11 protein-coding genes are annotated in these 12,997 nt (G+C 49.6%); 6 read left to right on the forward strand and 5 right to left on the reverse strand.

The genetic code is table 11. From position 1 onward, the window contains the following. Positions 1-112: 112 nt before the first annotated feature. The 4 genes from MHH25_RS02715 (at position 113) to MHH25_RS02730 (ending at position 4,222) form a co-directional block, all read left to right on the forward strand. A complete protein-coding gene (locus MHH25_RS02715) occupies positions 113-931 on the forward strand; it encodes a DUF1629 domain-containing protein (protein WP_076319495.1) in 819 nt (272 codons plus the stop codon). A gap of 28 nt (positions 932-959) precedes the next feature. Then, positions 960-1,388: a GNAT family N-acetyltransferase gene (locus MHH25_RS02720; RefSeq protein ID WP_211084236.1), complete on the forward strand. Its 429-nt coding sequence runs from the start codon at positions 960-962 to the stop codon at positions 1,386-1,388. A gap of 319 nt (positions 1,389-1,707) precedes the next feature. Then, positions 1,708-2,340 carry an NAD(P)H-binding protein gene (locus tag MHH25_RS02725; RefSeq protein WP_036607440.1) on the forward strand — a complete coding sequence of 211 codons (633 nt, stop codon included), beginning with the start codon at positions 1,708-1,710 and terminating at the stop codon, positions 2,338-2,340. A gap of 202 nt (positions 2,341-2,542) precedes the next feature. After that, a complete protein-coding gene (locus MHH25_RS02730; RefSeq protein WP_340019064.1) occupies positions 2,543-4,222 on the forward strand; it encodes an NAD(P)H-hydrate dehydratase in 1,680 nt (559 codons plus the stop codon). Positions 4,223-5,099: 877 nt separating this feature from the next. Here MHH25_RS02730 and MHH25_RS02735 read toward each other — a convergent pair. From MHH25_RS02735 to MHH25_RS02750, 4 genes are all read right to left on the reverse strand, one after another. After that, positions 5,100-6,752 (reverse strand): methyl-accepting chemotaxis protein, encoded by a 1,653-nt coding sequence (locus MHH25_RS02735; RefSeq protein ID WP_340019065.1) that lies wholly within the window; start codon positions 6,750-6,752, stop codon positions 5,100-5,102. A 26-nt stretch (positions 6,753-6,778) separates the two neighbouring features. Next, positions 6,779-7,786 carry a BMP family ABC transporter substrate-binding protein gene (locus tag MHH25_RS02740; protein ID WP_340019067.1) on the reverse strand — a complete coding sequence of 336 codons (1,008 nt, stop codon included), beginning with the start codon at positions 7,784-7,786 and terminating at the stop codon, positions 6,779-6,781. A gap of 367 nt (positions 7,787-8,153) precedes the next feature. Continuing rightward, positions 8,154-9,764 (reverse strand): gamma-glutamyltransferase family protein, encoded by a 1,611-nt coding sequence (locus tag MHH25_RS02745; RefSeq protein ID WP_340019068.1) that lies wholly within the window; start codon positions 9,762-9,764, stop codon positions 8,154-8,156. Between the two features lie 123 nt (positions 9,765-9,887). Continuing rightward, positions 9,888-10,787 carry a glucose 1-dehydrogenase gene (locus MHH25_RS02750; RefSeq protein WP_047840315.1) on the reverse strand — a complete coding sequence of 300 codons (900 nt, stop codon included), beginning with the start codon at positions 10,785-10,787 and terminating at the stop codon, positions 9,888-9,890. A 154-nt stretch (positions 10,788-10,941) separates the two neighbouring features. On the opposite strand from MHH25_RS02750, the gene fosB reads away from it, so the two are divergent. Then, entirely contained in the window at positions 10,942-11,361 is a 420-nt protein-coding gene (gene fosB / locus MHH25_RS02755; RefSeq protein WP_036607427.1) for a metallothiol transferase FosB, read from the forward strand. Between the two features lie 137 nt (positions 11,362-11,498). Then, positions 11,499-11,693 carry a hypothetical protein gene (locus tag MHH25_RS02760; protein ID WP_340019069.1) on the forward strand — a complete coding sequence of 65 codons (195 nt, stop codon included), beginning with the start codon at positions 11,499-11,501 and terminating at the stop codon, positions 11,691-11,693. Positions 11,694-11,719: 26 nt separating this feature from the next. Here MHH25_RS02760 and MHH25_RS02765 read toward each other — a convergent pair whose 3' ends face one another. After that, complete coding sequence (locus tag MHH25_RS02765) at positions 11,720-12,970, reverse strand: helix-turn-helix transcriptional regulator (protein ID WP_340019070.1); 1,251 nt, start codon at positions 12,968-12,970, stop codon at positions 11,720-11,722. Positions 12,971-12,997 lie beyond the last annotated feature (27 nt).

Raw genomic sequence — 12,997 nt, forward strand, 5'->3', positions numbered from 1 at the left:
TACACAGGAAGTAGATGAATTCAAGCAGAATTCATATGTTAAAGTCATGATACGTAGAGTAGCTCAGTGACACAGATGTAATTATAATAGAAAGATTTTAAGGTGGGGAGAAATGAAATTTTATAGGTTTAATCATGATACGAAAACGAAGGTCCTAGCTTCAGTGGAAGATGATCATCATCCAATTAATAGTGATTTCCACGGTCAATCTAAAATAAAAGGATGGACAACAATAGGTTTAGAAACCCTTTATAAAAAATCATACAAGGATTTTCCGAATTATCATATCGGTAAACCTGTGTTCTCAAAAAGAGTTAAAGAGATGATGGAGAAAGAGAGTTTATTAACAAGCGAAGTAGAATTTTTGCCCATAACGAATGATAATATGGAATTGTTCATACTAAATGTTACTAATATATTGGACTGTGTTGATTATCATCGTTCTGATATTGGTAGATTCAAAGATGGGTCTTGGGCACGGTTTAACAAGCTTGTATTCGATCCTGCCAAAATACCGGAAGGAACGTGTATGTTCAAGATTAAGGAAACTCCTGGTGTTCAGGTTTTTGTTACAGAAAAGTTTAAAGAATGGATTGAAGAGCGTAAGCTCAAAGGGCTTAACTTTTCCGTGATATATGATTCTGACTTTACAAAGGAAATGGAAGAAGAGCAGCAACGGGTATATGATGCAGCTCTTGAAGAAATTGAACGAAATAAAGGAGAAGAGTATTCCTATGATGATGCCCGTGAACTTGTAGATCAGGGAGAAACCATGGCTAGCGGTCCGTGGAGGATTCGGCTGGAAGATCAGGGGAGGTTATGGCTAGGTCAGTTGCTTCAAGATCTGTCTTACCAGTGGATTATGCCTGTATATATCCCGCCGGTTTTGCTGTTGAAGTCTTGGCATGTGGTTGACAGAATAAAAGAATAATTTATTTTGTTGGAGAGGGGCACAATTCATGGATCATGTGAGTATTGAACACACACCACCCGCAGCAGTGGAGTATCTTGCTTTACGGCAGGTTTCGGGTCTTAGCCCGATGAGCAGGGAAGGGGCGGAGATTGGATTACCGAATAGCCTGTTTGCCGTATGTCTGCGTGAAGAGGATATGCTGATAGGCATGGGGCGAGTGATTGGAGATGGAGGTTGTTTCTTTCAGGTCGTCGATATTGCTGTACACCCGGATGTTCAGGGAATGGGGTATGGAAAACTGATCATGAGCGAGATTATGAATTATCTGCGTAAAGCAGTACCTGCCCGTGGTTTGGTCAGTCTGCTGGCGGATGTTCCGGCTGATCAACTTTATGCTCAATTTGGATTTGAATACACCAGCCCAAAATCGGAGGGCATGTGGTGGAGGCAGGGAGAAGAAGGACCGACTACCTAGCGGAACGGAAACTGAAATTTTGAGATAAGAATAGATTCTATGTCGTATGAAATTATCTTATTATAGCCGCATTTAGCGGCTTTTTTCATGATTCGTGTTGAGTGCTTGCGGAGAGAGGGGATACTTAAGAGTGTCGGTGCTTCTTCCGCTAGTTGAAGTAAAGATTATTTTTCTACATATAAGCTGTAAGAGATAGGTTTACAAGATGTCACATCCGGTTTAAGATGGCGTGAGCCGTTTAAGGTATATAACAATAGGATTAAGTATTAAAATAACGGTAAGTTGACAAGATGATATCTACAGAAAAGAGGGAATTCATATGAAAGTAGCCATTTTTGGAGCAACCGGAGCGATTGGCAAGATGATACTGTGGGAGCTGATGGATCGTGGGCATGAAGTGACAGCGGTGGTGCGTGACCCTTCGAAGGTTGAGATGGTTCATGAGCGTTTGCGTGTAGAACAGGGAGATCTGCTTAACCCGGATCAGGTGGCTGATTTTGCAGCGGGTCAAGAAGTGGTTGTGAGTGCATATGGACCGAAGTTCGGTGGAGAAGAAGAGATGCTGGAAGTGACACGTTCGTTGATCGAGGGTGTGCGCCGGGCAAAAGCAGGACGTCTGGTTGTGGTTGGTGGAGCAGGAAGCTTGCTGACTGATTCCGGTGATATGCTGATGGATACGCCGGGATTCCCGGAAGAAGTCAAACCACTGGCAAAAGCACATGCAGAAGCATATGACCTGATTGAAGCATCAGGTATTCACTGGACCTACATGAGCCCTGCTGCGACAATCACAACAGGACGTCGAACAGGCCAGTTCCGGGTTGGCATGAACCGTGTGATTACGGATGATATCGGGGAAAGCTCGATTTCCGTTGGCGATTTTGCAGCGGCCTTGGTGGATGAACTGGACGATCCGCAATTTATCCAAGCACGGTTTACGGTAGGTTATTAAGCGTAGACAGGCTTTGGAATGGATGATTTAATCTGAAGGTCTCGTACACGCATCGATAGAGTTTTCGATGATGTATCGAGTGGATTGTGGTAACTGGATGAGGTAAGAGGAAAGATAGCGATACACATATAAGATGCAGAGTTTAGGTGCAAAGTTGCTACTTTTAAGTATGAGATGAGCTTGTCACGGGGAGGGATGAACGTTGTTTATCGTAACCGCTGAACAGATGAGAGCTGTGGACGAGTATACCATTCATAAGCTGGGTATTCCTGTTGCCAGTCTAATGGAGAATGCAGGCCGAGCCATTGCTGAGGAAGTGATCAAGCTGTGCCGGGAAGGGCAGGCAGAAGGCTGGCTTGCGGATTCAGGGCAGCTTGGCTATAGCAGCAAGACCGATGCGAGGCGGGCACACACCGGGCCCGGCGATCGGCAAGGTTATGGTGGCGACATCATCGCCGATCCGGCGCTGGTGATGGAGCGCCCGGGAGATCAGCAGTGGTACATGCTGATCGGCAAGGGCAATAATGGCGGCGATGGGCTGGTGGCCGCGCGCCATTTGGTTGAAGCAGGGCTTGGGGTGACATTGGTCTACGCCGATGCCCCTGATGCACTGCGGGGCGAAGCCGCAGTGCAACGGGATGCCGCCGCGAAGCTTGGCATCCCTGCTCTTGTCCACGGGCGCGAAGCCGTGGACTTCAGCCGGTGCACAGGCATCGTGGATGCGCTGCTGGGCACCGGCTCGCGGGGAGCGCCGCGGGGAGCTTACGCGGCGCTGATTGAGGCGGCGAACGACAGCGGCAAGCCGGTCGTGTCCGCCGATGTGCCAAGCGGGCTGGACGCCGACACGGGAGAGGTGTACGAGCCCTGCATTCAAGCCCGGGTGACCGTATGCCTCGCGCTGCTTAAGCGCGGGCTGGTGCAGTACCCGGGCGCTTCTGCCGCGGGGCGCATTGTGGTGCGCGCCATCGGCATTCCCGCGCGGCTTGCGCCAGAGCATGGCCCCTCGGTCCGTCTGCTGACGGACGAGGTGTTGCGCGGTGCGCTGCGCGTGGATATAGGCCGTCTCCGGGCACCGGACGGCCACAAGGGCACCTACGGCCACGTGTTGCTGGCCGCAGGAAGTCTGCCGATGAGCGGCGCTGGCCTGCTCTCAGCCAAGGCCGCGCTGCGCGCAGGCTGCGGGCTCGCTACATGGGCGCTGCCTGCGGAACTGCTGCCGCATGTCATCGGCACCGTGCCCGAGCTCATGCTTGCTGCCGCCTCCGATGGCGACAGCGGCCAATGGAACGCGGCTTCCGCCGACGCCGTGCTGCGTCTCGCGGAGAGCCGCGACGTGCTCGCGACCGGCCCAGGCCTCGGCCGCTTCAAGGGCGACACAGACTGGCTACGCCGTCTGTGGCAACATACGGATCGTCCGCTCGTCATCGACGCGGACGCCCTCAACATGCTGGCAGACGCTGGCCCACATGGGCCTCGCGACTGGGGCCAGCGAAGTGCGGCGACAATCCTGACGCCGCACCCTGGCGAGATGGGCCGACTGCTGGGCATGTCGACCCAAGAGGTGCAGCGTGACCGCATTGGGCACGCTGCAAAATACGCCTGCGAGCAGGGCGTGACCCTTGTGCTCAAAGGAGCACGAACGGTCATCGCAACGCCGTCCGGCGAGGCGTACATCAACACCACCGGGCACGCCGGCATGGCGACTGGCGGTGCCGGAGACGTATTGACCGGCATCATCGCCGGTCTGCTTGCCCAAGGGCTCAGCGCGGAGCAAGCCGCCACGTTCGGCGTATATCTCCACGGACAGGCCGCCGAACGCGCAGCCCTGCTGCGCGGTGACCCATCGTCCTTGCTGGCCGGAGATATCATCGATGCACTGTGAGGATGGGGCAGGTGTGGGATAAACTCTCGGTTTTGGGTTACTGCCTATGACGATTCGTTTTCAAACTGCAAGTGATCCAACGAAGCAGCGCACCAAAAGTAGATGAGTGAACGTTGTCCATTGTTCATTGCTCAGTACTCATTTGCTCACAATGCTCAATACCCAATGCCCTAACGAACCTGATACACCTTATGCCTCGGTTTACATGGAGGAGCAAAAGCTAACGAATCTCATCCACGTTATCTCTGTGTATTTCAGAGAAAACACCTGAAAAACCGGACTAAATTAGGGAATAGAATGCCTGAGATTCGTTAGATTTTATAATCTGCAATTAATGGCCCAATAAGGTTTGCTCAGTTCGTTAAACGTTTGGATCTGAAATGTTGATGCCTTGTTATCTATATAAGTTGATCTAAAGAATATATACACTAGACACTCTGTTGACAGAACAACCTTCCGATCGCTGTTATCCCCATTTTTTCTTTTATAAAGTGGAGAATCCGAGGATAGCGAATGCTTCCGAAACAGCTTTCTTTCAAGAAGCTTTTTAGGCGAAGCGTATGCTTCCGATGCAGCTTCTTTCAGGTCGCTGTTAGCTCCACTTTTTCAGGTTCTTTCTGTCCTCTCCGTTTCGTGTAAATGTTTAGTTCAATCTATATACTTTCATATCTTTGAAACGAATTAATGGTTGGATGAAACAATGATTAGTTACTGAAAAGGGGAGCCCTGTCATGATGCATGACGGAGGCTCCCCTTTATTTGTTTGTATGTTCACGCTACCTGATCCTGGCTCGGCTATAACCTGCCCATAATCTGCATCTAACCTGCATCTCAACGACATCCGAACTACGTCCGGTCCGAATTCTCCGGCATCCTGTTACAGCCGGAATCGCAGCAGTTCCTGATGCATCTCTGCGCTGATATCACGCAATGACTTCACCTTGATACTTGCATCAGCGAAGGAACGTTGTTGTTCCGACGTGGAGGCGGTAATCTCTTCACTGCTGGCAGCCGACTGCTCGGTGATGGCACTGATATTTTCGATGGCTTGTTGCACCTGCGTACTGAGTTCATTGGAGTGTTGCATGTCCTCAGCAAGCTGATGGATGCCGGTACTAATGCGCTCCACACTTTCACGAATAGCAGAGAAGGATTCGCGAGTCTGGCCAGTGGCTTGTTCCTGTTCGCCGAATAACTGCATGCTTTGTGCTACAGAGTTCTTCACCTTGTCCATGGAGGTTGTGATCTCGCCCACAGCCGCATAGATATGTTTGACCGATTGCGCAGATTGTTCGGCGAGTTTGTTCACCTCGCCCGCAACAACAGCGAAGCCACGTCCGGCTTCTCCAGCGCGAGCAGCCTCTATGGAGGCATTTAACGAGAGCATGGTTGTTTGTTTGGCAATCTCCGATACATATGCCGTCATCGTAGTGATTCGAACCGCGCTTTCTTCCAGTTCCCGCACCGTTTGTTCTACCTCGGCCATCGCCGTACGATTCACTTCGGCCAAGCGGAGTTGCTCTGCTACAGCCTTATTACCTTCCTCAACGGTAGTTAATACTTCACGACCATCGATTACCGATTGGGAAGTGGACTCGAGATTGCTATTGAAGGTAGACTGCATTTTGTCCACAACCATCACCGTTTCACTCAGATCCTCGGCAATCTTTTGACTACCAATCGAGAGTTCCTCCGTGGTGCGTGATACTTGTTGCACGATCGCTTGGGCTGTATCATTGCCACGGTCAATATCTTGCGCCATCAGATCGACACGATGACCCGCTTCACCAATCGATTGAATAATGCCGCGGATATTATGAGTCATGATACCGAAGGAGCGACTCAGGTCATCGAGCTCATCTTTGCCCCGAGATTCCGGTAATTGTCCGGTTAGGTCACCGTCCGCAATTTGTCCCGCAGCGTCTTTGAGTGTTCGAATACGCTTGGCGATCTGACGTGAAGTATACATATTAAACAGCATTACGGCGACAAGCAATACGATGGCTCCTACCAGAGCGGTTTGCCACGTTTGCTGAATGTCACGTTCCAAATCGACGGTATATTGATCATAACGATCCCGAGTCATCTCATCCAACGAATAGATATCATTCTGTATGCCCCGAACCCGAGTGCTGTAACGTTTCGCTTCCGCACTGTTCATCGCACTCATCGCTTCGGTGGCTCCCTGTTTGAGAGCTTCTAATTTTGTCTCGATGGACTGAATAAGTTGTAACTGCTGATCTGTTTCGAGCAATCCGTCCGTAAGTTCCTGAATCATCGTTTGACCTTCATCCAGCAAGCGAAGTACGGCGTCCTGGTTTCCTGCTGTCATGGAGAATGAGTAGACATCCAGCGCCTGCTGGGTCTGAATCTGATTGGCGTTCAGTTCACTCACCTTGAGCATGGCTGGTACCAGATTTTGATTTTTGGCATTCATGTTGAGCAATTGCATGATGATATAAGCGACTAGCACAAGGCATAGAAGTAGTGAAATTAGAGCATTAAGTATCAGTTTTCCCTGTAGTTTCATGTGCGTACCTCCTCGTATCCGATGGGTTATTGATCAAGCTTAATTTTGATTTGACCGGAAGAGATCTTTGCCTTCAGATCTTCGAAGGTTTGCTGTTGTTCATCACTGAGCGTGATATTATGTAGAGCAGTCAGACCCACGGCGTTCTCCGCCAGCCCCTCCACGATTTCCTTTTGAGGGAAGGTATGATTGTTTTGAACAAACGTGTTAACGGCATTGTAGATAGAGACATCCACATTTTTCAGCATGGACGTAAGAATGGATTTTTCCGCCAAAAAGAATTGATCGGTATCTACACCGATGGCGTATTTCCCTAATTTCTGAATCTCCGTCAGTGCGCCTACGCCTGTGAGACCGGCAGCTACGTAGATCACGTCAGCGCCCTTTTCCTGAATCATCTGTGCAGCCAATTTTTCACCGAGATCGGCATCACCGAAGTCCCCTGCGTAGACGACATCAACGGTTGCATCCGGCTTGACAGCCAGAACACCTTGTTTAAAACCCTGCTCGAAATTACGAAGGACCGGTATCTCTAGTCCACCAAGGAAGCCAACATGATCTTCCGTTGAAGCCATAGCGGCAATAACACCTGCCAGATAACTTCCTTCTTCCGCCCGGAATGAAATGGAGGCAATGTTAGGCAGTTCGGATTGACTGTCAATCATGAGGAACTGCTGGTCAGGATATTTGGCTGCAACTTTCTCCATATCCGCTTGGACAGCATCACTCAGGCCGATAATTAGATCGAATTTGGCTTCCGCAAACTCTTCAAATGCAGCTTCGGCATTGTCGCCCGGTTCACGATAGTCAAAGACAATGCTTTTCTCATTTCTGGCCTGAACCAGTCCATCAAAAGCAGCATCATTAAAAGAACGGTCACCCAGACCCACTTCCGTAAGCACGATCCCAACCTTTGTTCTTGAGTCTGTTACCGTTGTTGTATTGTTGGCTGAACATGCCCCCAGGATCAGTACCGTCAGGATCATCATTAGGGTGAGACCTAGACCTGCGCGTCTGTTCTTGTTTGTTTTCATGTGTGGTACCCTCATTTCTGTAGTCGCATTTTTCTGTTTTGCATGGTTCCTTAGCTCCAGGGAATGACGTGTACATGATGACACGTATGGTGAGTATTTCCCTTTATCTATATCGGTCAGAAAGGCACTGTGATTTATGGTATGTAGTGAAAATTTACGAAAAAATAAGTATTTTTCATGAATTACACATTATTTTTACATTTCTCTGGTTAAAAGGGTACATAAATATCTACAGTATGTTGTTTACTGATGTTAGAAGTCGAAAAAAGGCACAACAGAGATGACATGAATCATCTCTGTTGTGCCTTGAAATTTCACCCTATACGGATGATAAGGTGATCATCCTATTATAAAAATGACGCGAGTTTTACCAAGCCGCAATCGAGCCATCCGCTCGGGTTTCCGTACCCCCGCATAATACGCCATTGTCCGGGTTGCGCCAGATGATCTGACCGCGTCCAAACTGGGATGGATCGAGTGCCACTTGAATATCATGTCCTTTGCGGGCGAGTGCCTGAGCGATATGCTGCGGGAAACCCGGTTCCACGAGAATTGTTTTGCCCTTCGTCCACTGCCAGCGTGGAGAATCCAAGGCGGCCTGTGGGTTCAGGTGATAATCGATCGTATTCATGACCACCTGCACATGACCCTGCGGCTGCATGAAACCGCCCATGACACCGAATGGCCCTACCGCTTCACTGCCACGGGTGAGGAACCCCGGAATGATCGTGTGATACGTCCGTTTGCCCGGCTCCAGGGCATTTGCATGATTCGGGTCCAGTGAGAAGTTGTGTCCACGATTCTGCAAGGCAATGCCTGTCCCCGGAACAACCAATCCAGACCCGAAGCCCATATAGTTACTCTGGATAAAGGAAACCATATTGCCTTCACCGTCCGCCGTAGCCAGATACACCGTTCCACTTGCTCGTGGATCACCTGCCTCGGGTGTACGTGCGGTATCCCCAATGAGTTTGCGCCGTTCTTCCGCGTATGCCTCGGACAGCAGTTCCTCCACCGTGACACCCATTTTGCGTTCTTCGGTAATATATTTCTCCCCATCGGCAAATGCCAGCTTCATGGCTTCAAGTTGCTGATGATATGCCTGAACAGATTCTTTCTCGTCGAACTCGTAACCTTTCAACAGATTAAGCGCCGCGAGAGCAATCAATCCTTGTCCATTCGGCGGAATCTCCCATACATCGTAACCACGATAGGAGACGGAGATGGGATCAACCCACTCGGGCTGGAATGCCTTCAGATCTTCGCGAGTCAGATAACCACCGTGTTCTTCCATAAAGGAATGAATGCGTTCCGCCAGTTCTCCTTCGTAAAAGTCTCGCGCTTCGCTCTCGCCAATCTGGCGCAAAGTCGCCGCATGATCCGGCGAGCGCCACATCTCTCCAGCTGCGGGAACACGCCCGCCTGGAGCAAATGTCTCAAACCACGCACGCCCTGCCTCCGCATCACCCTGGCGTGCATAGATCTCGGCTGCCCTTGCCCAGTGGCGGGCCAGCCCAGGCGCAAGCGGATAACCTTCCTCCGCATAGCGGATGGCCGGTTCTAGCGCTTCCGCCAGCGTGAGCCGCCCAAAACGGCGGCTCAGCTCAGCCCAACCCGCCGGTGCGCCAGGCACCGTCACCGGAACAACCCCAAGCTTCGGCATCTCCGTATGGCCTGCCGCTTGAAGCGCCTCAATGGATATGCCCTGAGGCGCAGGGCCGCTGGCATTCAGGCCATGCAGTTCGCCCTCGGTCCAGACGAGGGCAAAAGCATCGCCTCCAATGCCATTGGACGTTGGCTCCAGCACCGTGAGTGCTGCCGCAGTTGCAATGGCGGCATCAATGGCATTGCCGCCTTTTTTCAATACATCCAGACCAGCTTGTGCAGCCAGTGGCTGTGACGTGGCGACCATGCCTTGTTTCGCATACACAGGCACGCGGTAAGAGGGGTACGGTTGGTAGAGTGGATCGAAGTTCATCAGGTTGTTCAGCTCCTTGTCGCTAGATGTCAGGTTCCGGTATAACCGGTCATACTCCTAACCCTCTTCGCAACTGGACAACCAATATCCTGCCACACCTGCCAAATCCAACCTGACATCAGCCTATGTCGTTACCATATCGCCGCCATTTACATGAATGCATTCACCTGTGACGTAGGATGAATCGCGGGAAGCGAGATAAACGTAGGCTGCCGCCAGTTCGTAAGGCTGACCAGCTCGACCCATGGGTGTATCTGTTCCAAATACCTGTACATCCTCAGCGGAGAAACTGGCAGGGATGAGCGGTGTCCAGATGGGTCCCGGGGCGACGGAATTCACACGGATTCCCTGTGCAGCGAGCGATTGGGCGAGTACACGAGTCAGCGATACGACGGCTCCTTTGGTAGAAGAGTAGTCGATCAGTTGGGTATTACCTTTATATGCTGTAATGGAAGCTGTATTGATAATGGAGGCACCTCTGCACAGATGGGGGAGAGCGGCCTGAATCAGAAAGAAATAGGCGAACACGTTCGTCTGAAAGGTGTGATACAGCTGCTCTTCTGTAATATCAACGATGCTTGGCTGCACATACTGTACGCCATGATTGTTGACCAGAATATCGATCTTCCCGTAGGTTTCCATGGTTGTGCGAATGACAGCCTCACAGTTTTTCTTTAAGCGGAGATCAATCTCGATTAAGAGACAGCGCTGTCCCAGTTCTTCGATCCGTTCACGAGTCCTTTCGGCATCTGTCCGTTCATATAGATAAGCAATGACGATATCCGCACCTTCCTTGGCAAAAGCGATGGCGGTCGCCCGGCCGATTCCACTGTCACCACCCGTAATAATGGCAACTTTACCTTGGAGTTTGCAGCTACCGATATAGGCAGGATCTTCACTGATCGGTTCAGGCACCATCAGGGTTTCCAGACCAGGTTGCTGGTCCTGATGCTGGGGTGGAAATGCCAGCTTTTGCTCCTTGCATACCGTTTTCTCACCATAAAAAGGATAGACAGGATTCATTCGCTTTACATCCTCCTCGAACGTTCATTGATACGGATAACCTATGCATTCGCCCAGAAGAAGGTGCGGGGGAAACAGCAGAGCGGTTGTTTTTTGCGCAGAATATACCATAATAAGGATAGATCCTTAAATCGATGGAGGTGTCAGGAGCCACATGAATATTCAAGGAATTAATCATTTGTGCTTTTCCGTATCCAATCTGGAGCGGGCCATTACCTTTTATGAGCAGGCTCTCGGTGCCCAAATTCAGGTGAAAGGACGCAAACTGGCTTATTTTGAGCTTGCCGGTCTCTGGATTGCCCTGAATCAGGAGGATGTTATTCGCAACTATACGGAACGAACCTATACCCATATTGCATTTACCGTTACAGAAGAGGAGTTCGACGCGTCTGTGCAGCAGCTGCGAGCAGCGGGTGCTGACATTCTTCCCGGAAGGCCAAGAGATCCGCGGGATGCATTATCTGTATATTTTACCGATCCGGATGGTCATTTGTTTGAACTGCATACAGGTACGATGAAGCAAAGGCTGGATTATTATCGCGAAGACAAAGATCATATGACCTTTTATACATGAGTTTCATGTGCAAGTAGAGGTAAATGGTATTTAACGTATTTAAAGTCATTGCAATTATCCGTACAATACATCTTAGGTTCGCTGAAGTGTACACGGTATGTTCGGCTGCCAAACCATATGCACAAGGAGAGATGGACGTGGATAATAAAAGATTCAAGCTTCGGATTGTTGCGAGCGGGTTGTCTATGGCCATTGTCATGTTGTTTTCATTGTACAATGGACATCTTCAAAATTCAGGGGAAGCTCTTCAGTCCCGTGTATCATTGGGCTTCTCGTCAGACAAACAAATAACGGTTCACCCGCTTGATCTGAATGACCCTGTTCCTGAATAGTTGTTAGGAGAAGATGGGGGCCGTATTTATTTGATATAGGATTTATAGTCATCATAATTCATTTTCTGTTCTTGTCCGCTAAGAATTAAAAGTTTGTGGCTAATATCAGCCTCACGATCTGCATGGATGCGTTTAAGCAGATCGTAACTCATTCGAAGGAAATAATAGCCTTCATTGGTGTTGTCTTTCTCATGAAATACAATGCCGAGAAGACGATATAGTTTTGCACGGAGCATGCCTTCATCTCGTTGATCCAGCAGTTGAAGAGCTTCCTTGATGGCTGTTTCGGCCAGTAAAGGTTGCCGTTCTTCGAGATAAATTTTACTGATTTCTTCTAATATAGAAGCCTTCTTGTGAGGCAGATTGCGTTTGTCGTAGATATCGGCGCATTCTGACAGCAAGGGAAGGGCTTCTTTTTTTTGTCCCATATGAAGTTGAATGACAGCCAGATTGTGAAGGGCAAGTACATAGGATTTACTATTTGCCTGTTTATATGAATCTACCGATTTCTTGGTCCAGTCATAACTTAAGAGCAAGTGTCCGTCCTGTTCGGACATATAATAGGCCTTGCCCAAACCCAGCGTAATTTCGCCATATAACTCCGGTTGCCCGCTCATTTGGGCTTCTTTTTCGGCTTTGAGATAATAATCCAGCCCCTTATCCACGTTACCGAGCCGCAAATGGGTTGTTCCGAGAAAGGTTAACGAACGGATATGTTTATCTTGCAGATGTTTGAGTTTGCTGCTGTACGTATAGGACTGTTCGTAGTATTTACGGGCAGCGTGAAACAGTTCTGCATGAAATGCAGCTCTTCCCATTTCCAGGTAATAGTCGACAATGCGCTCCCGGTCACCTGTTCGGGTGACTGTAAAAGCCGCAGTTTCCCCATCATCCAGAGCTTGGCGGTAATCGCCAAGCCTATTGTGGCTTCGCATGATGAGCAGATAGGCTTCCGTTTGATCCAGTGTATCTTCCGTCAGAGTCAGAACTTTGTGAGCCATACGGATACAGGCAGGATCATTCTGCTCAGCATAGTAGGCTTTGGCTTTGTCCAGGACAGCTTCACCAATATCGGTGTCCGTTGTTGCACTTCCTCCCAAGAAGTACTCCATTGGTGTATTGAGTCTGCGAGCAATGATTTTCAACATACGCTGAGAGGGAACGGCTCTGCCTTTTTCGATGAGGCTGATGTATGAGCGTGTCATATCCTCACCTGCCAGTTGTTTCTGAGACAGTCCAAGTTGCTCCCGGATTTCCCGAATTTTGGGTCCGATCATGATCATTCACCGTCCCTTGAATTAGTT

The sequence above is a fragment of the Paenibacillus sp. FSL H3-0457 genome, assembly GCF_037981725.1.
Taxonomy (GTDB): domain Bacteria; phylum Bacillota; class Bacilli; order Paenibacillales; family Paenibacillaceae; genus Paenibacillus; species Paenibacillus amylolyticus.

What these genes read in the sequence shown, in the direction of transcription:
- MHH25_RS02725 (WP_036607440.1), top strand. Translation starts at nt 1,708, where the DNA reads ATGAAAGTAGCCATTTTTGGAGCAACCGGAGCGATTGGCAAGATGATA.
- MHH25_RS02750 (WP_047840315.1), bottom strand. Translation starts at nt 10,787, where the DNA reads ATGAATCCTGTCTATCCTTTTTATGGTGAGAAAACGGTATGCAAGGAG.
- MHH25_RS02765 (WP_340019070.1), bottom strand. Translation starts at nt 12,970, where the DNA reads ATGATCGGACCCAAAATTCGGGAAATCCGGGAGCAACTTGGACTGTCT.
- MHH25_RS02720 (WP_211084236.1), top strand. Translation starts at nt 960, where the DNA reads ATGGATCATGTGAGTATTGAACACACACCACCCGCAGCAGTGGAGTAT.
- MHH25_RS02735 (WP_340019065.1), bottom strand. Translation starts at nt 6,752, where the DNA reads ATGAAACTACAGGGAAAACTGATACTTAATGCTCTAATTTCACTACTT.
- fosB (WP_036607427.1), top strand. Translation starts at nt 10,942, where the DNA reads ATGAATATTCAAGGAATTAATCATTTGTGCTTTTCCGTATCCAATCTG.
- MHH25_RS02715 (WP_076319495.1), top strand. Translation starts at nt 113, where the DNA reads ATGAAATTTTATAGGTTTAATCATGATACGAAAACGAAGGTCCTAGCT.
- MHH25_RS02745 (WP_340019068.1), bottom strand. Translation starts at nt 9,764, where the DNA reads ATGAACTTCGATCCACTCTACCAACCGTACCCCTCTTACCGCGTGCCT.
- MHH25_RS02740 (WP_340019067.1), bottom strand. Translation starts at nt 7,786, where the DNA reads ATGAAAACAAACAAGAACAGACGCGCAGGTCTAGGTCTCACCCTAATG.